At 45.6% G+C, this 23,157-nt stretch carries 17 protein-coding genes and 1 tRNA gene; 8 read left to right on the forward strand and 10 right to left on the reverse strand.

Going from position 1 to position 23,157, the window contains the following annotated elements; translation table 11 throughout:
* The first annotated feature begins 34 nt into the window (after window positions 1–34).
* On the forward strand, window positions 35–1,864 hold the full coding sequence (locus QZW47_RS00820) for a hypothetical protein (protein WP_293122278.1): 1,830 nt from the start codon (window positions 35–37) through the stop codon (window positions 1,862–1,864).
* A gap of 133 nt (window positions 1,865–1,997) precedes the next feature.
* Window positions 1,998–2,972, forward strand: a complete 975-nt coding sequence (locus QZW47_RS00825) for a glycosyltransferase family 2 protein (protein ID WP_293122281.1) — start codon at window positions 1,998–2,000, stop codon at window positions 2,970–2,972.
* Between the two features lie 257 nt (window positions 2,973–3,229).
* On the opposite strand, the gene QZW47_RS00830 is transcribed toward QZW47_RS00825, so the two are convergent.
* The 6 genes from QZW47_RS00830 to smc form a co-directional block, all read right to left on the reverse strand.
* Window positions 3,230–5,077, reverse strand: coding sequence for a DUF6798 domain-containing protein (locus QZW47_RS00830; protein ID WP_293122285.1), 1,848 nt, complete (start codon window positions 5,075–5,077; stop codon window positions 3,230–3,232).
* 114 nt (window positions 5,078–5,191) lie between these two features.
* Window positions 5,192–7,489 carry a hypothetical protein gene (locus QZW47_RS00835; RefSeq protein WP_293122288.1) on the reverse strand — a complete coding sequence of 766 codons (2,298 nt, stop codon included), beginning with the start codon at window positions 7,487–7,489 and terminating at the stop codon, window positions 5,192–5,194.
* A gap of 510 nt (window positions 7,490–7,999) precedes the next feature.
* Window positions 8,000–9,022, reverse strand: a complete 1,023-nt coding sequence (locus tag QZW47_RS00840; protein WP_293122291.1) for an SGNH/GDSL hydrolase family protein — start codon at window positions 9,020–9,022, stop codon at window positions 8,000–8,002.
* Window positions 9,019–9,336, reverse strand: a complete 318-nt coding sequence (locus QZW47_RS00845; protein WP_293122294.1) for a DUF433 domain-containing protein — start codon at window positions 9,334–9,336, stop codon at window positions 9,019–9,021. The genes QZW47_RS00840 and QZW47_RS00845 overlap by 4 nt, the downstream gene beginning before the upstream one ends.
* A 104-nt stretch (window positions 9,337–9,440) precedes the next feature.
* On the reverse strand, window positions 9,441–10,457 hold the full coding sequence (locus tag QZW47_RS00850) for a PRC-barrel domain-containing protein (protein ID WP_293122297.1): 1,017 nt from the start codon (window positions 10,455–10,457) through the stop codon (window positions 9,441–9,443).
* Window positions 10,458–10,660: 203 nt separating this feature from the next.
* Window positions 10,661–14,542: a chromosome segregation protein SMC gene (smc, locus tag QZW47_RS00855; RefSeq protein ID WP_293122300.1), complete on the reverse strand. Its 3,882-nt coding sequence runs from the start codon at window positions 14,540–14,542 to the stop codon at window positions 10,661–10,663.
* A 581-nt stretch (window positions 14,543–15,123) separates the two neighbouring features.
* Here smc and murA point away from each other — a divergent pair.
* The 4 genes from murA (at window position 15,124) to QZW47_RS00875 (ending at window position 18,694) form a co-directional block, all read left to right on the forward strand.
* Window positions 15,124–16,515, forward strand: a complete 1,392-nt coding sequence (gene murA, locus QZW47_RS00860) for a UDP-N-acetylglucosamine 1-carboxyvinyltransferase (RefSeq protein WP_293122302.1) — start codon at window positions 15,124–15,126, stop codon at window positions 16,513–16,515.
* A gap of 180 nt (window positions 16,516–16,695) precedes the next feature.
* Window positions 16,696–17,568 carry a M48 family metallopeptidase gene (locus QZW47_RS00865; protein ID WP_293123362.1) on the forward strand — a complete coding sequence of 291 codons (873 nt, stop codon included), beginning with the start codon at window positions 16,696–16,698 and terminating at the stop codon, window positions 17,566–17,568.
* Window positions 17,547–17,628 (forward strand) — tRNA-Leu (locus QZW47_RS00870). Before QZW47_RS00865 ends, QZW47_RS00870 begins: the two co-directional genes overlap by 22 nt.
* 181 nt (window positions 17,629–17,809) lie before the next feature.
* Window positions 17,810–18,694: a DMT family transporter gene (locus tag QZW47_RS00875; protein ID WP_366930775.1), complete on the forward strand. Its 885-nt coding sequence runs from the start codon at window positions 17,810–17,812 to the stop codon at window positions 18,692–18,694.
* A 491-nt stretch (window positions 18,695–19,185) separates the two neighbouring features.
* On the opposite strand, the gene QZW47_RS00880 is transcribed toward QZW47_RS00875, so the two are convergent.
* The 3 genes from QZW47_RS00880 to QZW47_RS00890 form a co-directional block, all read right to left on the reverse strand.
* A complete protein-coding gene (locus QZW47_RS00880) occupies window positions 19,186–19,614 on the reverse strand; it encodes a heavy metal-responsive transcriptional regulator (RefSeq protein ID WP_293122305.1) in 429 nt (142 codons plus the stop codon).
* A gap of 115 nt (window positions 19,615–19,729) precedes the next feature.
* Entirely contained in the window at window positions 19,730–20,026 is a 297-nt protein-coding gene (locus tag QZW47_RS00885; protein ID WP_293122308.1) for a hypothetical protein, read from the reverse strand.
* 500 nt (window positions 20,027–20,526) lie between these two features.
* Window positions 20,527–20,697, reverse strand: a complete 171-nt coding sequence (locus QZW47_RS00890) for a hypothetical protein (protein ID WP_194065476.1) — start codon at window positions 20,695–20,697, stop codon at window positions 20,527–20,529.
* Window positions 20,698–20,859: 162 nt separating this feature from the next.
* On the opposite strand from QZW47_RS00890, the gene QZW47_RS00895 reads away from it, so the two are divergent.
* Window positions 20,860–21,450 carry a DUF3611 family protein gene (locus QZW47_RS00895; protein ID WP_293122316.1) on the forward strand — a complete coding sequence of 197 codons (591 nt, stop codon included), beginning with the start codon at window positions 20,860–20,862 and terminating at the stop codon, window positions 21,448–21,450.
* Window positions 21,451–21,608: 158 nt separating this feature from the next.
* Window positions 21,609–22,754, forward strand: a complete 1,146-nt coding sequence (locus QZW47_RS00900; RefSeq protein WP_293122319.1) for a helix-turn-helix domain-containing protein — start codon at window positions 21,609–21,611, stop codon at window positions 22,752–22,754.
* 27 nt (window positions 22,755–22,781) lie between these two features.
* Here QZW47_RS00900 and QZW47_RS00905 read toward each other — a convergent pair whose 3' ends face one another.
* A complete protein-coding gene (locus QZW47_RS00905; protein WP_293122322.1) occupies window positions 22,782–23,042 on the reverse strand; it encodes a hypothetical protein in 261 nt (86 codons plus the stop codon).
* Between the last annotated feature and the right edge of the window lie 115 nt (window positions 23,043–23,157).

Here is a 23,157-nt window from a genome sequence, read left to right on the forward strand (position 1 = left end):
CAGCCCGATAGATTAAAAATATCCCCCGGAATACATGAAAGTCAAGCAACAATCTATTTTAATTGCAGCATCGGTGTTCGGAATTCTGATACCAGCATCATATATTTTGTACTTGATATCCCAAGCGGGAGACTTGTCTAATTTTGATTATTGGTGGATGACGTGGAATTTTTATTCAGTAGATGGTTTTGCTACAAATCCTTTTAATTGGATATTTCGGGCTAACGAGCATTTTGTGTTTATTCCGGCGATTATCTATGCCTTGAATATCATTGTTACCCAAGGTTCAAATATTGGTTTGTGTTTGACTGCTTGGTTTTTGGCTTTGATTCAATGCTACGTATTAATTGCTTTGCTGCCGTTGAATCTGAGACGTTTTCCGCTACAATTTATCTCAGTTATTATTTGTATTTCTATTTTCAATTTTACTCCGGCGGCGGCGCACAACTGGATGCGGGGATTCAGTGGCGTTCACTGGATAATTGCTAATTTATTTGTGATTTGTTCGATATTTTGTTTGCAATCCTATGTGACAATTTTGTTAAATAAGAGAGAGGCTGAGCCTCTAGATATTGATTCCCAACTGGGGGCGGGCACGGGGGCACCGCCCCTACGGAATGGTTGGGTAATTGGTAGTATTGTTTTTGGCATTTTAGGCTGCATTAGTTACAGCACTCCTTTGGGTTTGTGGCCGATTTTATGTGGGGCGGCGATTGTCCTGCGGTTTCCTCGGCGGATAACTTATTTGTATTTTGCTGCTTCGATTGCGGTGATTGGTCTGTATTTTTTAACTTATAAAACTCCGTCCAATCATCCTTCTTTAACTAAAATTAATCCGCTGAAAACTCTCGAATATATTCCGATTTATCTCGGTGGGATTTTTAGCGAAAATATTATTATTGCGTCAACTATTGGTATAATTGGCTTGATTGCTGTGACGGGTTTTGTCGGTTATTGGCTATTGGCAAAAAAGGCTGTGCAGCTTGGCTATCCTGTAGGAAATCGCCCAAATTGGCTGCCTTGGCTGTCCATCCAATTGTACACCCTGCAAACGGCGTTAATGGCCGCAGTTAGTCGATCGGGATTTGGAGTCGAACAGGCCACCGCTTCCCGCTACGCCACACTCCCAGCCTTGTTTTGGATGAGTACAATTATCCTCATAGTGCTTGCTGTGCGGGAGTTGCAACCGATACCGAGAATTCAAGGACGCTGGCTGACACCGCTGTTTGCAGTCGTGACAGTCGCCGTCATTTTAATGTACGGGGTGGGTGGCGAAACTGCAAGGGCGATCGCCCGTAGAGCAACCTATCAACCGTTAGTAGGACTTTCCTTGCAATTAGGTATCACCGACATCACCCTAATTAAAGAAAGAGTCGGGAACAAACCCGCCGCCTTTGTCGGATTAATCGACGCCTTAAAAACTAACAACTTAGTACCATTCAATCGAGACATCAAAAAACACAACTTTTGTGCAGCATTAGATACAAAAATTGATCCAAATTTACTCTGGGCCCCCAAAGATGGAGTACCAGGATATTTTGATACTGTTACCAAACTCGCACCAAAAGCCGCCCGAGTAATTGGTTGGGTAGGAGACCCCGAAAATCATGTAAAATGTATTGTCATTCTCAACCAAGAAAATGTAGTTCGAGGTTTCGCCATGTCAGGATTTCCGCGCCCCGACTTAGTTAACTTGTTTGGCGATTCCTACAAATCCGCAGCTTGGAGAGGATACATTCAAACATCGCCAACCGATAAACTATTGACAGCTTACGCTTCATTTACCAACCGCGAAAGTTGGGTAGCTTTACGAAATTCCCAAACAATCAATCAAGACGGTTGGGTTAAGACTGATCCCCCCTAGCCCCCCTTAAAAAGGGGGGAACAAGAGAATACTCAAAGTCCCCCTTCTTAAGGGGGATTTAGGGGGATCTCCGGGGCATAAGCAGTCTTAACCCAAGCGTATTGAGTTATTAATAACAATTAAAAAATTAGCTATGCAAAAAGACCTCAGCTTCGTAATTCCCGTTCACAATGAAGAAGCAACCCTGAAATTACTGTTTGAAAAAATTAGCGTCGTCATGTCGAAAAGAGGAATCGCAAGTTACGAAGTGATTTTCATAGACGATGGTAGCCGCGATGATTCTTGGCGAGAAATTACCGATTTAGCAAGTCAATTTCCGCAACGAATTAAAGCGATTAAAATGCGCCGCAATTTTGGCAAATCCTCCGCACTTTCCGCGGGATTTCGCAATGCGGCCGGGAGAATTATATTTACCCTTGATGCCGATTTACAAGACGACCCAGCCGAAATTCCCAAATTTTTAGATCATTTAGAATTAGGATTTGATTTAGTCTCCGGTTGGCGCAAACAACGGAATGACCCCGTTTCTAAAACCTTACCTTCGCGCCTGTTTAATGCTGTTGCGTGTTTGTTGACAGGGGTAAAAATGCACGATATGAATTGTGGTTTTAAGGCTTACCGTCGGGAAGTTTTGCAATCGATTAAATTGTACGGCGAATTGCACCGTTATATTCCGGCCTTAGCGAACAATTTAGGGTTTAAAATTGGCGAAGTAGTTGTCGAACACCATCCGCGAAAACATGGTAAATCAAATTATGGTTGGGAACGCTACGCGCGGGGATTTATTGATTTGTTGACGGTGTTGGCGACTACGCAGTATTTGCACAAACCAGGTCATTTGTTTGGCGGATTGGGGTTGTGTTTTGGTTTGGTGGGAACTCTTTCACTGAGTTATTTGATTGTGATTTGGTTTCTGAATTTAGCGGGGATGCACTTTGGGCCGATTGGGAATCGACCGTTGTTATTTTTCGGAATTTTGTGTACAATTCTGTCGGTACAGTTGATTTCTTTGGGGATTTTGGCTGAGTTGATTGCGCGGAATGTGGCTGCTGATTATGTGGATAAGCAGATTTGTGAAATTATTGATGATTCTGGTTTTGATATTTAACGGCAGATATATCATTGATGTTTGTAGTAAGGACTTTAGTCCTCTGGTTTTTAAGAAGGACTGAAGTCCTCACTACGAACCTCATTTTTAAGAAGGACTGAAGTCCTCACTACGAACCTCATTTTTAAGAAGGACTGAAGTCCTCACTACGAACCTCATTTTTAAGAAGGACTGAAGTTCTCACTACGAACCTCATTTTTAAGAAGGACTGAAGTCCTCACTACGAACCTAATTTTTAAGAAGGACTGAAGTCCTCACTACGAACCTGTTTTATTGGTGATTTTAAAGATTATCCATTTGCCTTGTTTATCTACTATTTCTCCGTCAATGTTTGGATGCCAATCGCTGCGTGTCAGGATATAATCGGCTTTATAGTTTCGGGCGACTTTGACTAAATCTGCACTGCTACGCTGGCTGAATAAGTCGCTTCCTCCCCAAATCATTTGCGAGTTCAATGGAACTCCTAAAATAGCTTCCATGCGGTTTTTCCACTCTTTGATGCCTTTTTCGGTAAAAGGAAAGTTCTTAAAATTGACTACAATCGCCCTTTTTGAGAAAAACTGGAAGCTGGTAACTGATGGTGGAATTAATACCAGGGCGTCGCGGCTGCTAGTTTGCGAAAATCGCACGGCTAAGAGGCTTAATTCGTCTCTCGGAACGGCATTGATATTGACTCTTGTTTGAAATACGTTTAATATAGGTTTGGGTAGAATTCCTGCAACTCCGCAAACTAAGGTAGCAGTAGTTAGCAAAGCTAATATATGAGTAAAAATTTGTTTGATAGATGTCGCAAATGATGTCTGTTGTAGGATAAATGGAAATGCGAGAATTGAAAAAAAGACTGGGATACCCATGATTCTATCGCTGATTATTTCCCAGGAATCAGTCAGCGGATAGGTTATGCTAAAAATTACCGTTCCTGCTGCCAAAATCCATAACCAAATATTGTATCGTTTGGGAAATGGATAATTTTTAATTTGCCAAACGGCTAATCCTAAGAAAATGATACCTCGAAAAGGCAAAGTTAGAAGAGATAGAACCAGCAAAGTAACAGGTATTTGTTTTTGTTTGTCAATCTCATCTAGGCTGAGACAAACAGTGATAAATATAATTAATTGAGTAAATGGTACGGTTCTAGCTAGTTGTAGTTTGGCAATAAACGCCAGCGGGTAAACTTCGACGAATATGTAGTTTAGCAGCAGTGCAACAATTGATGTGCTAACAATTATGTAAAAATTAACTTTGTCTAATTTTGGCAGTAAGTTTGTATTTTTAATGTACAGCAAACCGCCAATGATGAAACAGATAAAGTTCAACCAATTTCCGACAGGCCAATTTGAGGGGAGAATGTGGTGGGGGTTGCGAACTTTGGCGTGAATGAAGACAAACTCGGCATTGTCGATAGCCTGAGTGCTCGTAGTACCTGTCAATAACATGGGTACATATACTATACTTGCCATTGCTGCTAAAAGTACGATCGCCCAAATCAACTTTTTGAACTGCCGCTCTCTTACAGATTGTAGCACTAAAACGGGAAGCATCATCAATCCCGGCAACAAGCCTACTAACAATTGCAGCAGACAAGCTAGCCCAAAACAGAAATATCCCCTCAGCCATTTCTGGCGCAAACTAAAATAAATCCCCCAGATTGCGAAGGCCATCGCGAAGGTACTGGGTACTGATTTTGTGGAAAATATCAGCGTGTTACCAATATCTGTAAATGAAGCGGCTATACATAAAAAAGCCATCGCTGCTGCGGACAGTTTGGAATTAGTATAAATATTGATAATTGCATAGCAAGCTAGGATAAATGAACCGAAGGCTAGGAATTGATAAATAAAATGCGCTAGGGGAATGCTTGTTCCGAGGTTTGCCAGAATATAGATGATATAGTAATAGTAGTATCTTGGATTAAATTTCACCATTTCCTGAACGTAATAGTCGTTTTTGTAGAGTTCAGGATTTAGCATGAATTGAATCGGCGGCACTTCTGGGAAATTCCCGCCAATTGGGAAAATGTAGCCTGTTGCTATCAGGGAACCGATGATGATGAAGGTATAGAGAGATATCTTAAAATACCTGTTTGATTTTTGATGTTTCTGCATTGATGGCTAAACTTGTTCGGGTACACATAAGTAATTGGGTTCGTAGCGAGGAATGCTAGTTTTTTATTGATGAAGGAAGAAGGACTAAAGTCCTCACTACGAACCAAGATGATATTATTTAGGATTGTTGTGTACGGATAGATTATTAATTTCTAGCTTACATTGGTTTGTTAAATTCTGTTTGCCGCTACTCAATACCTCAAGCAGCAAATATATGGGATTTTTACCACCAACCGATAGATTTAAGTCGATCGCACTTTTTCCAGCATCCGTCATTGTCGCAGAGTCTATCAACTTACCTTGTTTGTCCCACAAAGTCAAGCGTAGGGCGACTCCTGGACATTGTTGGTCAGCAGAAGCGAGTTTTCCGGTAACTTGTACTTTGTCTGAAATCGCCCCCAAATACAAAAAATATCGATCGAGCTCTTTGCCGTTTTTAATGGGATGAGTTACAATTTTATATAAGTTACCCGATTTGCGACTGACTGAATAATTGGCACTTGTGTAGACAGACTGCTCCAAACTAATCCAATCTAACTGCGTACCAGGTCGATCGACTATTTGCCGCTGCATCTTCTCCAAAGTCCTAACCGCTGTCGGTATAGAAGTCGGCCGTACTCTTTGATAAACGCTGACAGTCACGTTGTTTTCCAGCTTAAACTGTTGAGGTAGCAACTCGAAATCTCGGGAAATCTCCCAGTTTTGGGTAAAAGCATCGTACACAACTTTAACAACATCTTGCTCGTGCGATCGCAAAACTTGCTCGTCACCCGGTAACACCTGCTGAAAAGGTGTAGCAACCGCCGCATATTGCGCCTGTAACAACTCCGGTAGCGGGTAAGTATCGCGGGAGTCAATTTGCGGCCTCCCGATAGTATTTAATTTCCACCAATCCTCCGGCGGGTCAACTTTGCGGTTGGCTTGCCTGAGTATATTAGCATTAAAACTGTTAGAAGCACCGACAACATAAATCGGTTCCTGATTCTGTGCTAGCTTTCGCAGAAACCCAACTAATCTTACAACTTCGCCGTAGTCCGATCGCACTAACGGCCCAAAATTACTCACAAACAACCTTGACAAATCAGCCTTAACAGGAATCAACCCGACAGCGAGATTCACAATCAAGTACAAACCAGCCGCCCCCAGCATCAAATAGCGGACTTTTCCCCGGAGTGTCAGCCAAGTTGTCCAGAAAAATGTGGATAATCCCAAAAGTGCGATCGGTGTAACATGAATTGTATAGTGCAAGTATCCGTAACGCAACACCAACAGCCACTCAACTAGCGACAAAACCCCAAACAACGACAAAAAAACAGCCGCCCCAGGAACCAATATTCGCGTCACAATCCCCGCCGAAAAACCAATCAGTACCAGCAGCCAAGTTCCCAAACCGTAAAAAGACGCATAACGAATTAAAATATCACTAACAGGCAAACTCCAAGCCGCATACAAATTGCCGTAGTCAACCGTCAAAGCGCTGCGAGTAAAATCTCCAGCAACCAACATTAAAACAATCAAGCTAGTTGCAGCAATCAAACCCAACTTGATACCAGATTCAAACAAATTATTCCCAGCTTCGTTGTGAATAAATTTATCTAGCAATCCTAAAGGATTTGTGGGGTGGGCTGCTAGCCCATCCCGCCCCGAATCAACTTTGTTTTGAATACTTTGAACCCCCAACCCTAAATAAATTGTGGGATGGGCTTCTAGCCCGTCCCCATCACAAATTATCACTGACTTGGGATTGTTATATTGTATAATAAACTCAATGATAGCCTGTAAAGTCGCCGCACCCAAAAATGCGATCGCACTATAAGCAAAATGCCTCCGCAACAGAATCGCCACAGCCAGGAAAAACCCAATTAACGGTATTCTCCACCAAGACTTGAGATTGACATCCTGCAAATAAACCCAAATCGCCAAAGCTACAAACACGCAGCCCCCAGTATCCAAATATCCCCGCAGAGTCGGTATCCAACTCATCGGAACCAACAAACTCAGCAACACCGTTGACCAAAACACCCGGCGCGGATAAACTGGAATTAGCTGTGCAGAAATTGCCCCCAGCAACAAGCGAAACGGCAGCACATAAATCAGCGAAACACTAAGAATATAACTCAGCCGAGACTCACCAAACAACCGAATAAATGGCACTAACGGCAGCGTGATTAACAGGTTTTTTTCCTTAGATAGTGACTGTATAACTTCCCGCCATGCTTGATTTGGCGAGTCTCGAAATAAATTAGCCGTATTAACTGTAGCGGTGTTGTAGCCCGCATAATCCCACCAATAAAAAGTATGTTCGCTAGACACGTAAATTGAACTGATCGCAACAGTCGCCAACACCAACAGAAATATAAAAAATCCATCAATCAGAAACTTGCGATGCAACTTAAAATCAAATAATCTCATCAGTTTAGCAAACCTAAATAACTCCTAAACTTCCTCTTTCTTCCTTCGCGCCCTTAGCGCCTTCGCGGTTCGTTAACTCATACCATTTTTCTCAAGATGCAATAGAGATAAACGACCGTTGGACATTATAATTATCTCCTTGACCTTTTCATAAAACTCTATCATAACTTTAAAAAAATGGTATAAGGTTCGTAGTGTGGACTTTAGTCCGCTCTTATTCCGCAATACTGTTTACTTAAGGACGATCCCCCCTAACCCCCCTTGAAAAAGGGGGAACAAGAAAGCTCTCAAAGTCCCCCTTCTTAAGGGGGATTTAGGGGGATCTCCGGGGCAGAAATAGTCTTAAGTCAACCGTATTGTCTTATTGCGGACTAAAGTCCACACTACGAACCATTTTTGTTATGATCATACCATTTTTTAAAGATTTGATAGAGATACAGGGCAATTGGGCTTTGTAATTATTTTATTTACCTTTTTATGAAAGTTTTTCATAACTTTAAAAAAATGGTATTACTTCAAAACAGCACCTTGCAAAAAACCATCCAACTTATCCGCATATTGCCGATTCGCCACCGCACTCGGATGAATATCGTGAGGCAAATTATTATTTCCTGGTATTTTCAAATCAACCGAAATATCCACCGTAGCAATTCCATCCTGACTCAATTCCTGCAACATCTTAGCAGAACCAGCATTGATTCCCGCCACAACCAACTTAACATTATTAGCCTCAGCCACACGATTAAACTCTTCAATAATTGCCTTAGAAACATCGTGACTTTTATACAATCTCTCCTCAAATTGATTGTAATTAACCTCCAGAAAATTCACCAATGCCGAAACTCGCATCAGCGGCCACTCGTGATATTCCAGTTTTGTCATACTGTAGGTAAAATTATTTTTTCCATTCAGCCTCGCATCTGGCTGAAACAGGATGCCGAGTTTATTCCAAGCAGCCATCTGCTTGCTTCTCGCCCTTAACAAAGTATTGCGCCTATCGTGAAATCCCGCATAAGCAATCACCGCTATTTTTGGTTTATTTCCTTGTTTGAGTGCTTCTTTAAATTGAATAAACGAGTGCAGTGTGCCGTAGCCGTTAACCCCCAAATTAACTACTTCATACTTGGGTAATTTTTCTTGCAGCAACCACGCATAAGTTTCGCTGTCATTCAATGACCAACCGTAGGTAAAAGAACAGCCAAATATCCAAACTTCTGGTTTCTTCGATGATTGATTGTAAGTGTTGAGCGGATGTGTTATTCTTAAACTATTATTGAGGTGAGTTGCATTAAATGAGTAATTGCCGTTAAGCGTTACCTTGAATTTTCCTGGTAAATGCTTGTATCCGAGTTCCGATTCTTTGGTGAAAAAGTTTCCTTTCGGTTCTACGGCAATATCCACATTTTCGATTTGCCAGGGTTTGTATCCCGCAACTCGCAAGACAATTTCAGCACTACCGACAGATATAAATATTGGGAAAATTACATAAGTTATTAATTTGAAAGCAAAATTCTTAGCTCTACCTTTTTTCATTTGATTAGTCTCTGGGCTCGCAGTTTCTTAGCCAAAGCAGATTCGCCCGCTTCTAAGCGCAACTTTTCGGCATACTCGAACCGGCGCTGCATATCTGCATCCAGCTCTTGTTTGTGATCCCAATAATAAGCAAAAGCAGAATGAATTTGGCTCATTGTCAAATAGCGGTGGTTGAGGTGCAACTCGGCTGGGCTCCAGCCATAAGCGAGATGAGCTTGTACTAATTCAACAACTTTCATTGTGGTTCCGGCGATGAGAGGAACGTTCTTCTCGTCTAATTCCACATATTTGTATTCGGTTGCAGTTAGAGTCACGGTTTTTACCTTATCGATCGCACTTTTATTATATCTATGAGAGCGATCGCCAAAATAAAACCCGCAACAGCGGGTTATTTAACAGTATCTTACATAGATGAATCCTAATAACCAGACTCTTCCTCGTACTCAGGAGTCTTAGTCTTCTCAGGGATATTCACCCGAGGAGCCTTGTAAGGTTTCGGTGCTTCATCGTCAGCCCAAGCATCCGCCTCCACATCATCCTCGTACTCGTACTCAACAACCGATTCCTTCGGGCGAGAAACTTCAGGGCGACTGTACTGCTTCTCTTCTTCGTAATCGTCCTCGTAATCGTCCTCGCCGCCCCAATTATCCTCTTCATACTCATCATAATCGTCGATCGGCTCAGGCTGCATCACCCGCATCTGCTGTGGCTGTCGTACAGGCGGCCGGTTCCACTGCGAATCCTCATCCCAAGGAACTTCCTCCACCACAGGCGCCGCTACCTTGCTACGCATTTCTGGTGCTGGTATCCGCACGCCCGGGCCCAATTGATATTCTGTAGCCACAGGTTTCGGATAATAGCCTTGCTCGTCCTCGTCTCTTTCCCAAGGTGCTTGGCCCAAACCGACGCGCTCCAGCAAACCCACGCTAAGCTGCCTCAGCCTTTCCTCGGAACCTTCAAACACAATCAAGCGGTTGGGGCCGCTGCTGACAACTTCCTCAATCCCCAACTCGTAGGTACTGAGAACTTGGTCTGGGATTTGGGGGATTCCCAAAGAAGCGATGACGATTGAAACTAACTTACCGTCTTCCGGGTCGAACCGAAAGCCCCGCACTCTCCCCAAAAGTTCGCCGGTTTCGGTGATCACTTCGCTGTTAATCAAAATGCTGTAGACATCAACATCAACGTCATCTTCGATCGCACTTTCATCTTCCACCAACAGCACGTCGCCGATTTCGCTAACACTGTTGAGGAACATAAACTTCGGCATTCCAGCGACCGCGAATATATTATCACGCAGACCGATCGCCACAACTTCCCGCCGATCGATGTCTACCCACAATTGACTGACTACACCCAAGCGCTTACCTCTGTCGCGGGTGATGACTTGAGTGCCTAGAATATCGGAGCGTTGGCAGATTTGTTCGGATGTCATTCTAACTCTAATCCTGATTTATCAAGTATATATATCACTGAATACCATCAATCGATTTTAGATTTTAGATTTTAGATTTTAGATTTACTCGTAGCTTTGAATCTGGGAGATTGAGCTAGGGTCTAAAATTTCGATCTTTCGACGATTTAAGTACGTGGGACTGTATCCGTTTTTGTCTGGGGTCATCGACATATACTCCGGGACTACAACTTAAGTCCGATGACTTGAGTATAAGCTCCCCGCGCTTGAGTAACACCAATTGTACGCTCAGCCGATTGAATCATAGGTCGCCGCAAACTCACAACAATAAACTGGGCTTGTTCAGACTGTCGTTTTATCATTCTAGCTAATCGCTCCACATTTGCCCCATCCAAGAACATATCCACTTCATCAAAAGCGTAGAACGTAGACGGGCGGTAGCGTTGCAGAGCAAAAATAAAACTCAGCGCTGTCAGAGATTTTTCGCCTCCCGACATAGAAGCCAGCCGTTGTACGGGTTTCCCCTTCGGGTGAGCGACCAAATTCAAACCGCTGCTGAACGGGTCTTCTTGGTCATCTAGCTGAAGATACCCGTCACCTTCGGAAAGTTCCGCAAAGATTGTCTGGAAGTTCTCGTTAACCGCATCAAAAGCTTCTTTAAAAGCGCGCCGCCTGAGTGTGGTAAAATTTTCGATTCTCAACAGCAGTTCAGTGCGTTCTCCGGCTAATGTCGTCAACTTTTGACTCAATTCTTGCAAACGTTCTTGAGTGCGGTTGTACTCTTCCAAGGCTAGCATATTGACTGGTTCTAAAGCTTGAATGCGTTTGGCGATCGCCTTTACTTCTTGCTGCAACTCTGTTAAATTAGCTTTTTCCACATTTTCGGGAATTGATGGCACCGGATCGGGCATTTCTGCCCGCTGTGTTTCCATGAGAGTACGGACTGCGGCTAATTGTTCGCGGCGTTCTTGCTGAGTTTCGTGCAGTTTCTGCAACTGCCATTGTAACTGTTGTTTTGCCAAATGTTGCTCTCGCAGTTGAGATTCCGCGCGATCGCGTTCTCCCTTCTCCACCCCCAAACTTTCTTCAATTTCTGCCAGCGCCACCTTAGCTGCGGCAATTTGTCCGTCGAGTTCTAACTGCTGCGAAACAATGCGATTCACAGCATCAGTTCCCGCATTTTGCTGAACTTGCCATTCCTGCAATCTCTCGCTGCCTTCTTTAATTTTCTCCTCCAAACGCCCGAATTGATTTTGTAAGTCTCCTTGACGCTGCTGAGCGTTTCTGTGAGCCAATTCGCGCTCTTGCAGTTGCGCTTCCAGAGCGCGCAAACCCGACTGCATTTGCTGCCATTCGCTGTGACTGTTCGACTCTTCCAACTGCGCCAAAGTTTGGCGATATTCCTGCAATTGAGCTGCTTGCGTCGGCAATTCTCTCTCCAGCAACTGCAATCTGGTTTGCGAATCAGTCAATTCCTGAGTATTTTTAGCAATTTGCGATCGCACTTGTGACTGCTGCGCTTGCAAATTTTTCATTTCCGACTCCAACTGTTCCAAACGTAACTGATTTTCGCGCAAGTTCTGCTTCGCCTCCATCAATTCTTGACTGCGAGTTTTGACAGCAACAGCAGCGCGATCGATCGCAATTTTGCACCGTTCCAAAATCCGCTCAATTTCCTCAAGACGTTCTTGCAGAGAAGCAATTGTCCGCGCTTCATCCGCAGCATCACTACCATCAACCGTGCCAAAATGCAAGCTAGATCTATTACTCGAACTTCCGCCAGTCATCGCGCCGCTAGTTTCCAGAATTTCCCCATCCAAAGTGACAATCCGATATTGTCCCAAATAGCGGCGGGCATCGGTAAGGTTGCCAAATACAACCGTACTGCCAAAAACGTAAGCAAAAATCTCCTGATAGCGCGCATCGCACTCAATCAAATTCACCGCCGCATCGACAAAACCCGCCGCGCGCCGCAAATTTTCATTCACCGAAAACCGACCGCCTCTAATCTTATTCAAAGGCAAAAACGTCATCCTTCCCGCCCGTTTTTGCTTCAACAATTCGATCGCAGCAGCCCCCACACTGTCATTTTCCACAACCATATTACCCATGCGGCCGCCCGCCGCAATTTCCAGCGCCAACTGAAAGCGCGGTTCCACCCTGCCCAGTTGAGCCACCAAGCCACAAACTCCGCCAATTCCGCTTTGGGCGATAATTTTTGCCGTAAACGTGCCGCTCGCTTCTTGCTGCGCTTGAAACTGCACTTCTAGCTTATCTAACCTGCGCTGTCTTTCCCGTTGTTCTTCCAACAAACGAGTTTGAGTTTCCTGTTGTAGTTGCAATTCTTGTTCGGCGGCGACTAAAATCTGATTCAGCGATTCCACTTGCAAAGCAGCAACTGCTTTGGTTTCCCCCAGAAGAGATTGCTGAACTTTTTTCGATTCAATTTGCTGTTCCAATACTTGCAGCGATTCGTTGTGTTCTTGAATTTGACTTTGCAGGCGATCGGCTCTTTCACCAATCGTAGCTTGTTCTGTACGCTGCGGTTCCAAAGTTTGCTGAATTGTTTCGATTTGGCGGTGCAGTTCCGTTTGCTGTTGCACCCAAGCTTCGGCCGTCGAGGCGATCGCATTTGCAACTTCCCGATTATCAGCTAAACTTTGCTGGGCTACGTCTCGCTGTTCCTGCAAAATTCCTGTTTGAGACTTAACATAAGATATTTCAATCTCAATTTGCTCCAAACTTTGCCGGAATTGCCGCACTTCTTCCTCAGTTTGTGCTATGTTCGCAGCCATTTGTCCAGCAGTGGTTTCCAAATCCTGTTTGCGGTTTTGAAGTTGGCGCCGTTCCGCTTCCTGAGTCGCAATCGTCGCTTGCAAAGCCAACAATTCCGACTCACCCAAAGCCTTAACGCGGGCATTTAGCGCGTCAAGTTCAGCGGTTGCTGCTTGAATTTGGGTAGTAATTGCTTGCAATTGTTCGGTGAGAGATGCCGAATTGCGATCGCCCGTTTCGATTTGTTCGCGCAGTTTCCATTCTTGTTTTTGCAACTGACGGAACTTGAGGACAATTTCCCACTGCGACTTCTCTTGAAACTCCGCCCGCAGCTTTTGATACTTTTCCGCTTTTGTGCGATCCGAAGCAAGTCTATCGCGTTGAGAAATCAGCTCTTTTTCAACAATCCCGCTGCGTTCTTCAACTTCCTTAACTTCATCCAACTTTTGCCTTGCGAGGGAGATTTTGCGATCGAATTGAGCCACTCCTGCCAATTCATCAATAATTTCGCGGCGTTCCTTAGCATTCATGGAAATAATGCTCGTAACGTCTCCTTGTAAAACAACGTTATAACCTTCGGGATAAATCCGCAAACGGTTAAGTTGTTCGTGCAGTTGAGTCAACGTGCAAGGTGCGCCATTAATATAATAATTTGACGTATAAGTTCCTTGACGAGTGACTCGGAGTTTCCGCGTCACACTCCACTCATCCGGTTTTGGAGTTTGGATTTTGGATTTGCGATTGCTAGTAAGTAGTTGTCCGTTGTTGTCTTGAGTTGTGGCGATTTCAATCTCTTCGACATCTTCAACAGATAAATCTTCCGATTTTGGATTTTCGATTTTGGATTTTAGATTGGATGATTTTCCGTTCTTGTCTTGAACGTCTATTTCGGGATTTTGGATCTTAGATTTTAGATTAGATGATTGTCCGTTGTTATCTTCAGTTTCAGGAATTTCGATTGCTTCAACATCTGCAACAGAATTAACAGACAAATCATCCGCTAAATTTTCATCCTGATTTTGAGCATCATCCTCATCTTCATCTTGGTCGAACCATTCATCGCCCACATCTTCCAGCGCAAAGGTAGCAGTCACGCTAGCCTCAATCGTACCGCGCTTATTTTGGGCGCTGTTCACCAAATCCGGCAAACGTTCAGCCCGCATTCCCTTAGAAGTCGAAAGTCCCAGACAAAACAGCAAAGCATCAAGGATGTTAGACTTCCCTGAACCGTTGGGGCCGGAAACCACAGTAAAACCGGGCAGCACAGGAATCGAAGTTGTGCCGCCAAAAGACTTAAAGTTAGTTAGTTCGATCCGCTTAATGTGAACCATTTGCTAGGACTAACTTTGGCTCTAGGGTGTTGTCACAGGGTAGCACAGGCACTAGGGCGATCGACAACCTGCGAACTTTTCGGGCATTGTCGATCGAACAGGTATCTGCCACTTTTGTCAACAACACAGTCAACCGATTTTAGATTTTAGACTTCGACTTCGCTCAGTCGAACGATTTTAGATTTTAGATTGACCCCACGGATAAATGCGGGGGCTTGAGGATTTTAGATTTTAGACTTCGACTTCGCTCTGTCGAACGATTTTGGATTGATTCCACGGATAAATCACGTGGCGGGTACCACCTTTGAAATTCTCAAGCAGCTTCTACTTCAAAAGCTGCTTGAGAATGGCGCCGCCTCTGCGGCGCGACGGACAGCGGAAAACAAAAGTAAATTTTGATACATATTACTTCATTAAAGTCGATCGACAATATTTGTGCGATTGCACCTGAAATCCTCACCCAGCAAGAACTTAGCCCAGATAAAGTCGGAAAGTCCTCAGATTACCCCCTAGACATATCCAAACTTTCCGGTAAAATCGAAACCAAAATTAATAATGTATAAAGTAGCGAAGCAAATATTATGGAGGGCAAAATCATTACACCAGCTCAAAACTCGTCTAACCTGTCAGCTTCACCAGAAAGCGAACAACAAGTATTACAAATTTGGGGCCGCCAGCCCCTGAAAGGAAACGTCAAAATCAGTGGCGCCAAAAACTCAGCCTTAGTAGTCATGGCCGGAGCTATACTATGTCCTGACGATTGCCACATCCGCAACGTTCCCGCTCTAGTCGATGTCGCCCGCATGGGACAAATTCTCTCGGCTGTAGGAGTCAAAGTACAACAAAGCGGCGACGTTTTAGACATCAACGCCAGCAACCTGATGGACGCTCAAGCCCCCTACGAATTAGTCAGCCAACTGCGGGCGAGCTTCTTCATCATCGGGCCGCTGCTGGCGCGTTTGGGATTTGCTAAAGTGCCGTTACCCGGTGGTTGCGCCATCGGCGCCAGGCCCGTCGAGCTCCACGTTCGGGGTTTGCAAGCCCTGGGCGCCGAAGTCCACATCGACCACGGTACAGTTAATGCTTATGTCAAAGGGCCGAACCGCCGCTTGAAAGGAGCCAAAATTTATTTGGACTACCCCAGCGTCGGCGCCACTGAAACTTTGATGATGGCGGCGACTTTGGCGGAAGGAGAAACCGTAATTGAAAACGCTGCTCAAGAGCCGGAAGTAGTCGATTTGGCGAATTTCTGCCGCGCGATGGGAGCCAAAATTCAAGGCGCGGGCACAAATACGATCGTCATTTCGGGAGTTGAGAAACTCCACGCGGTAGACTATGCAATTATTCCCGATCGCATCGAAGCCGGAACATTTTTACTAGCAGGAGCCATAACTCACTCAGAAATCAGTTTGTCGTCAGTAATTCCCGACCACCTGACGGCAGTCATTGCCAAATTGCAGACAATGGGTGCGAAAATTATTGTAGAGTCCGACACTGTGCGGATAGTTCCCGGCAAAATTCACACCGCCACAGACATCGAAACTCTGCCTTACCCAGGTTTCTCCACAGATATGCAAGCCCCGTTTATGGCTTTGCTGACGCTGAGCGAGGGAGACAGCATGATCAAAGAAACCGTATTTGAGAACCGCTTGCGCCACGTAGCAGAACTCAACCGCATGGGCGCAGACATTCGCGTTAAAGGCAATGTCGCCGTCGTGCGCGGAGTCCCCATGCTCTCCGGTGCGCCGGTAGTTGCAACAGATTTGCGGGCTTCGGCGGCGTTGGTAATCGCGGGACTTGCAGCCGATGGTGTCACCACAATTAGCAGTTTGCAGCATTTAGACCGCGGCTACGAGCAGTTAGAGATCAAACTCCAAAAATTGGGAGCTAAGTTGCGACGAGTCAAAGAAGGAACAAACCCGGCGACGGCTGAGGCTCCTGTCAATTCCGTGCGATCGAGTTTAAACTGTTAATTAGTCATTAGTTCAGTAGTCATTAGTCATTAGTCAGCAGTCAGTAGTCAGCAGTCAGTAGTCAGTAGGAAGAAGAAAAAAACAATCTTTTTTAATGACCAATGACCAATGACCAATGACCAATGACCAATGACCAATGACCAATGACCAATGACTAATGACCAATGACTAATGACTAAAATGTTGAACATCCCCCTCATCGGCTTAAAAGCAGACCAGTTTCGGCACCCGCTAGACTTGGAAGCTACCAACACACTCAAACAACTACCCGGCCTGGATTTGATGGTGCGACAGTTGCTGGGACAACTGGGCGAACAGTTTTTCATGCTCGAAAATTTGGCTTCCAGCGTTCAAGTCGGGGAAAATCAACTGCCACACCTGCATCAATTACTGGTGGAGGCTTGCAAAACTCTGGATTTGGAAGTGCCGCAGCTTTATGTCCGCCAGCATCCGATGCCGAATGCTTACACCTTTGCGATGCGCGGAAAACAGCCTTTTGTGGTGATGCACACTTCGCTGATTGATTTGCTCACTGACGAGGAAGTGAAGGCCGTAATCGCTCACGAGTTGGGACATTTGAAGTGCGAGCACGGAGTTTACCTGACTCTGGCTAATTTAATAGTCTTAGCCGCTGGTCAAATTTCACCTTTGGGCGCGGTGTTCGCTCAAGGTTTGCAGGCGCAAATGTTGGAATGGTTGCGTTGTGCAGAATTTACGTGCGATCGCGCCGCCCTACTCGCCACCCAAGACCCCAGAGTGGTAGCATCGGTGTTGATGAAACTGGCCGGAGGTTCGCCCACGTTAGCACCGAAACTCAATGTTGATGCGTTTTTGGCGCAGGCGCGAGCCTATGACGACCTCAGCAGTACAGAACTTGGGGAAATGTTGAAGCAAGCTCAAACCGCTCAGTTATCCCATCCTGTACCAGTATTGCGCGCCAGAGAGATCGATCGCTGGGCAAGTTCAAAAAATTATGAATCTTTGCTTGCACAAAGTCGATCGGTATGTTACGATAGTGAAGCCACGAAAAAGGGCGGGTGGCGAAATTGGTAGACGCATCAGACTCAAAATCTGACACCGAAAGGTATGAGAGTTCGATTCTCTCCCCGCCCACTACCACAAAAGCTTAATAAACTAGGGTTTCGGATAATAAGTCTGGAACCCTAATTTATTTTATTTCCGAAAGTGCTTCAGGGCGTATCCTACAGGTTTGTAGTGAGGACTTTAGTCCGCAAGAAAAATTATAGGACTAAAGTCCTCACTACAAACACCTCGATCTAAAATTGAAAATCCAATGAATTTTATCGGTGAAATTGCTGGTTTAGGTGCTGCATTTGTCTGGGCCCTATCTTCCATAATCTGGCAGCGAGTAGGACAGCAAATCCCCGCAGTTGTACTAAACTTGCTCAAAGGCGCGATCGCCCTGTGCATGATTTTTGCCACAATACTGATTTTAGGCAAATCCTTACCAGCAGTCAACCCCAATATCTTAACAATGCTGCTCATCAGCGGCGCCCTAGGAATTGGCATCGGAGACACAGCTTGGTTTATCGTCTTAAAATATTTAGGCGCGAGGCGAGCGCTGCTTTTAGAAACCCTATCTCCCCCCTTAACAGCATTATTAGGCTTGATATTTTTACAAGAAAAACTATCGCCCATTGCTTGTATAGGCATTCTTTTAACAATCTGCGGCATAGCTTGGGTAATTGCCGAAAGAACCGCCGAAACAACCTTACCATCAAAACATCTTTGGCAAGGATTAGGCATTAGTTTATTAGGACAAACAGCCCACGCCACCGGAGCTATTTTATCCCGCGCCGCCTTCACTCAAATAGATATCGATCCGCTATGGACAGTAGCGTTGCGTTTGAGTGGTGGTATGGTAGTTATGCTGTGCTTTCTCAACCGCAGAAACCTTGACAGTTTCCAACAATTAAAAGTACCCAAAATATTAGGTGCAATAATTGTAGCAGCTTTTCTAGGAACCTATCTCGGAATTTTCCTGCAACAGACTTCCCTGAAATATGCACCCGCCGCTATCGCTCAAGCGCTCAGTTCTACCAGTCCCCTGTTTGTGCTGCCTTTAGCCGTGCTTGCAGGCGAGAAAGTTAGTCTCCGGGCTGTTGTGGGCGTGGTTTGTGCGATCGCTGGCATCGCGCTATTATTGGGTTTGAGGTGATTAGATTTGAGAGTTAATATCATTTAAAAAAAACATCACAGTGGTTTGATCGTTCGGACTTTAGTCCTCTAATGGATGCGGACTAAAGTCCGAACGATCAAACCGATAATAAAGGTTTGATCGTTCGGACTTTAGTCCGCATCCATCTAAAGACTTGCATTCCGAACGATCAAACTGTCAATAACTCCCCCTCAAAAAATTGCTCTCAAAAATACTTGACATTCAAATTATGGAGGTGTACTATAGAAGTAGTGCACATAATTAAAAACATGAGACTAAAAAGTTGGGAGTCTCCCCGCAGCGAGGGCAGAAACTCCAAAGGCAAAGGCGGTTCGGCAAGAGCCAGACAGCTCAAAAAGCAACAGCAAACTCTCCGAAAACGGTTAAAAGCTCAGCACGATCGACAAAACGATCGCCCAAACCACAAACCAAACAACCAAGGGAAGGAAACCGATAATTCCTTCCCTTTTTTTGTATATTTGGGGCGTTGCTCAATCCCGCTGAATGTTCGGACAAATCGTCCCAGTAAGGCTCGCGGGCGAGGGTTGCTCTTCCCAGCCGTTGAGAATACCTTGCAACTCCCCCTTCAAAGTTTCTAACGCTGCAATTTGCCCGGAAATTGCCTCTACCTTGGCTGTTAGATGCTGCTTCGCTTCAGAACAAGGCAACTCTCCCCGATCGCGAACTTGTAAAATATCATTAATCTCCTGAAGGCTCAAACCCAGAGCCTGAGATCGTTTAATAAACACCAACCTGTTGAATACCGCTTCCCCAAACAACCGATAACCAGCAGGCGAGCGCTTCACCGCCGGAGACAGCAAGCCCATCTCCTCGTAGTAGCGAACAGTTTTTACCGACAAACCGCTACAGGCAGCTACAGAGCCAATTTTGTATAGTTTCTCGGCAACAGAAATATTCATAAACCCAGCCTCAAAGATCGAAGCTCGAAAGACTTTTCTGACCCTATCTTTAATATTGCCTCAGATGCAGGCTGGCGCGATCGCCACATCCCCAGAGTCCCATTCCCCGAGCAAATTAATAAGGAGGATTTTTCTTAGACACGTTGTTGAGCGTGGGCAACTGAGGGCGAGAAGACTGAGGAGGAAGATAGTATTCGGTAGCAGGGGCGGGCTGTTCGGCTCCAGAGCGGTAACTTTGCCACCAGCGGAGACCCATCGCCACTCCAGCAGTACCCAGCCCAAAAGCCAATAAAGAGCCGCTCGCACCAATGCTGCCAATGGCTGCATCGACAACGCCCACTGTGACAACAAAGCTGGTAATAGGCTCTTTACGGTAAGCTGACTTCAAAAGTCGCGTCCACGAAGCATTCATGTGGTTTTACTCTGTTCTATATTTATCTACAATCTCTAAAACTTAGAGTTGGCGGTACGATCGGGATTTCTAGCTTTGAAACTAGCTTCACCTCAATTAATCTTCTCGCCTGTCGGGAATTGTACGGGAGCGAGGTAAAATTGCCAAGCTTGTCCAATCAAAATTCGATCCGAGAGCCAAATCCCAAGCTAGCTCTTGCATTTCCTCAACCGATGTTTGTCGATCGACTTGTCGCTGGGCTTGTTTCTAATTAATATTCTAATCAATTCCTGAATCTGTCGAGTCAATCCTCAAATCGAAAAATGGAAAATCGACGCGAGTGAGAGTCCAGACAAAGCGTGAGGCTGACCCGCCCCAAAACGGGTACAAGCCCTCAACGCTCGCTTGCGGTCAATCCCCAAATTTTAGACTCCTGTTCCTGTTCCCAGATGAATCTGTGGCATCAAATCTAAAATCTAAAATCTAAAATCTAAAATCGACTGACCGCGCCGTTGCTAAAATTAGTTGAGACCTAACCAGGCCAGCAACCCCTGGCCTGTGACATACTCGATAATTAAAGTTAGGGAAAAACCAATCATCGCGGCTCGACCGTTCAGGCGTTCCGCGTAGCTGTTGAAGCCAAACTTTGGTTGTTCGAGTTTGGGAGTGACGGTCGGTTGTAGTTGTGTCATTGCTTTTGATACCTTGCGATCGACGCTATTGAGAGGTGAAATTGAATGTTAGTTACAAATCTTAAACATTTCTGCTTCCATTATATGGTCAACCGCCATCAACCGTCCGCCCTAAAAAAAACTGCTGCAAATTAAAACCACTCAATTATATGGGCTCAAAATATGACAGATCAGTTAGATAACGATAAGCTTCCGGTAGCCGCACAGCGAGTTGCCTTTGCCCTTCGTACAGTAGGCTGGGTGTGCTTCTGGGCGCAGTCAGTGCTGGCGGTGGTCGCGGCGATCATTTTGCTCTTTGCCATTCCCTTGGCTATTCCCAGCGCCACCGCCCCTGGGAGTTCAACCAGTGCCGGCACCGGCGGGGGCGTATTTTTTGCCCTGTGCGGGCTGGGAGTGCTCGGTTACAGCGTATTTCGTGCTTGGAGGTTCACCCGCTTGTCGAGAGAGTTGCGATCGCCCGCCAACACAGCCCGCCCCAAAAAAGCAGACACCATCAAACAAGTGCAGTTGACACTGATGAGCAACTTATCAGGAATGCTGCTGACTCTGATCGGCGCAGAAGCCATCAGCGGCACGCTGTTAGCTAAATCCCTAGCTCAGCCACAAGCTTTGTTCGGTGCCGCCGTTGATTTGGGCCGATTTATTCAGCCTTTAGACATATTTGTGGTGCTAGCCAACACTCACGCCACTGTTGCCCACTTTGTGGGGATTATTGGGAGTTTGTGGTTGCTCGATCGCATCCACAAGCAATAGAACATCGGGAATCGGGAATTGGTAATAGGTAACCGCCACTCCCCCACTCTCCCGCGAGCCCTCTCAAACTCCCCACTCTCCCCCTCTCCCCTCCGGAATCAATGCCAAGCAGTCGAAGAACGTACTCAGATACCTTCTAGCAATACACCACAAACATCATGGCACTGAAACCCGAGGCTTATTTTGGGGTGACAGATCACGCAACTATTGAAGTTTCTCAAGAAAGTTTTCGTTCTGTCCTCGGTCAAATAGAAGCTGAACTCCTGTGTAGCGACACCTACACCCAAGCTCTAGCTAGCTTGCAAACTATGTTGGGCTCCGCAGCCTCTGCTGCCGAAATTTTAATTAGAGCAGTTAGCAGAGAAGCCGTAAAGCTCGCATTTGACAGATTTGGCAAACCAAACAAAACGGAAATGCAACTCACCCAAGAGAATTTCGCTGCCGCAATGCCCGCTGCAACTTATCTTAAAGAAGTAGAGCCGTCAGTACCTGCTCCTGTTTTCTATTGGCGCAGCGCTACTTTGGAAGCGCCTCCGACAACCGAACTGGAGACTGAAAATTGCGATCGAGACACTTACATACCAGAAGAAAGCAAACCAGCGCCTCAAACAGAAATTGAAGTCGAGTCCGCTGCACCTGCTGCAACTGTTATCGCCCCCGCTAAATCCTTCCCAGGGCTTGGTTTTCCCAAGAAACAGCAAAAACTCACCAAGGAAGAAGCAGCAGCAATAGCAGTTCAACAGCGAGAAGAATGCCTGCTGGAGTTGGGTAGAGAATTACGCAAAGGGCGGCAAGTTCGATCGCTATCTCTCCAGCAACTGCACAGTCAAACTCTCGTACCGCTGCACCACATCGAATCGATCGAAAATGGGGAAATTGAGAAACTGCCCCAAGATATTTACGTTAGAGGTTTTATCCGCAGATTGGGCGACGCCTTGGGGCTAGACGGCACCGCCATGGCGAATGCTTTGCCCAAACCCGCCCCGAGTCCAATCGTTCCCAGCACGTATTTGTCTGCTTCCGACTCCGACTCAGGCGAAGGCTTTCAAATGCGTCCCGTGCATTTGTACATCGGCTACACAGCTTTGATGGCTGGGGCGATCGGGGGCGTGGGTTGGTTGTCGCAGCAACCCGTCGTACCTGGAGCGAATGCTGTAGAGCCACAGGTGAAACCAGCCGCCTCGGTTGCGCCGTCTCCAAAAAGCCAAGAAAAAGCGCCTCAACCGGGCTTGAAGAAGTCTAAGAGTCACGGGGGCATGATTATGGGGGCTGACATGGCACCTCCGGAGGTGATTTTTGGTTAGGGTGCAATACGCGATTTTTAGCGGTTGTCATTGCCAGGAACGAATCAATCGCAGTATCTTTTTTTCACAGGGTTTTGCCGATCGCACTGTCTTATCTAAACTGTATTGGGTGAGTGTGTCGGGCGATCGATCGTCCGACAACACTCTTAGCCCAGGCGAGCTCGGAAACTGAGTTTCCGAGCTCACCTGTGTGAGATACACAGCTAGAAGACATCCGTCGCTCAGAATAATCAATCGTGGTGGCAATTTTAGTTGCATCCCGCACTTTTCATCTATGTATCGAGTCAAATCGAAAAATTTCCGATCTCAAATTGCCCCGCGTTGCACCCAAAGTGCATTTTCAACCACATCAGGAAACCCAATATGTGCGATAAACTATCTACTTGACCAGTCCTAAAAGAGA

The organism is Microcoleus sp. bin38.metabat.b11b12b14.051, assembly GCF_013299165.1.
Lineage (GTDB): Bacteria > Cyanobacteriota > Cyanobacteriia > Cyanobacteriales > Microcoleaceae > Microcoleus.

Bases quoted from the DNA above. Each gene is read 5' to 3' on its own strand.
- QZW47_RS00890 (WP_194065476.1), bottom strand. From the start codon at position 20,697: ATGACACAACTACAACCGACCGTCACTCCCAAACTCGAACAACCAAAG.
- QZW47_RS00830 (WP_293122285.1), bottom strand. From the start codon at position 5,077: ATGCAGAAACATCAAAAATCAAACAGGTATTTTAAGATATCTCTCTAT.
- QZW47_RS00835 (WP_293122288.1), bottom strand. From the start codon at position 7,489: ATGAGATTATTTGATTTTAAGTTGCATCGCAAGTTTCTGATTGATGGA.
- QZW47_RS00865 (WP_293123362.1), top strand. From the start codon at position 16,696: ATGTTGAACATCCCCCTCATCGGCTTAAAAGCAGACCAGTTTCGGCAC.
- QZW47_RS00820 (WP_293122278.1), top strand. From the start codon at position 35: ATGAAAGTCAAGCAACAATCTATTTTAATTGCAGCATCGGTGTTCGGA.
- smc (WP_293122300.1), bottom strand. From the start codon at position 14,542: ATGGTTCACATTAAGCGGATCGAACTAACTAACTTTAAGTCTTTTGGC.
- QZW47_RS00885 (WP_293122308.1), bottom strand. From the start codon at position 20,026: ATGAATGCTTCGTGGACGCGACTTTTGAAGTCAGCTTACCGTAAAGAG.
- QZW47_RS00880 (WP_293122305.1), bottom strand. From the start codon at position 19,614: ATGAATATTTCTGTTGCCGAGAAACTATACAAAATTGGCTCTGTAGCT.
- QZW47_RS00825 (WP_293122281.1), top strand. From the start codon at position 1,998: ATGCAAAAAGACCTCAGCTTCGTAATTCCCGTTCACAATGAAGAAGCA.
- QZW47_RS00850 (WP_293122297.1), bottom strand. From the start codon at position 10,457: ATGACATCCGAACAAATCTGCCAACGCTCCGATATTCTAGGCACTCAA.
- QZW47_RS00900 (WP_293122319.1), top strand. From the start codon at position 21,609: ATGGCACTGAAACCCGAGGCTTATTTTGGGGTGACAGATCACGCAACT.
- QZW47_RS00875 (WP_366930775.1), top strand. From the start codon at position 17,810: ATGAATTTTATCGGTGAAATTGCTGGTTTAGGTGCTGCATTTGTCTGG.
- QZW47_RS00895 (WP_293122316.1), top strand. From the start codon at position 20,860: ATGACAGATCAGTTAGATAACGATAAGCTTCCGGTAGCCGCACAGCGA.
- QZW47_RS00840 (WP_293122291.1), bottom strand. From the start codon at position 9,022: ATGAAAAAAGGTAGAGCTAAGAATTTTGCTTTCAAATTAATAACTTAT.
- murA (WP_293122302.1), top strand. From the start codon at position 15,124: ATGGAGGGCAAAATCATTACACCAGCTCAAAACTCGTCTAACCTGTCA.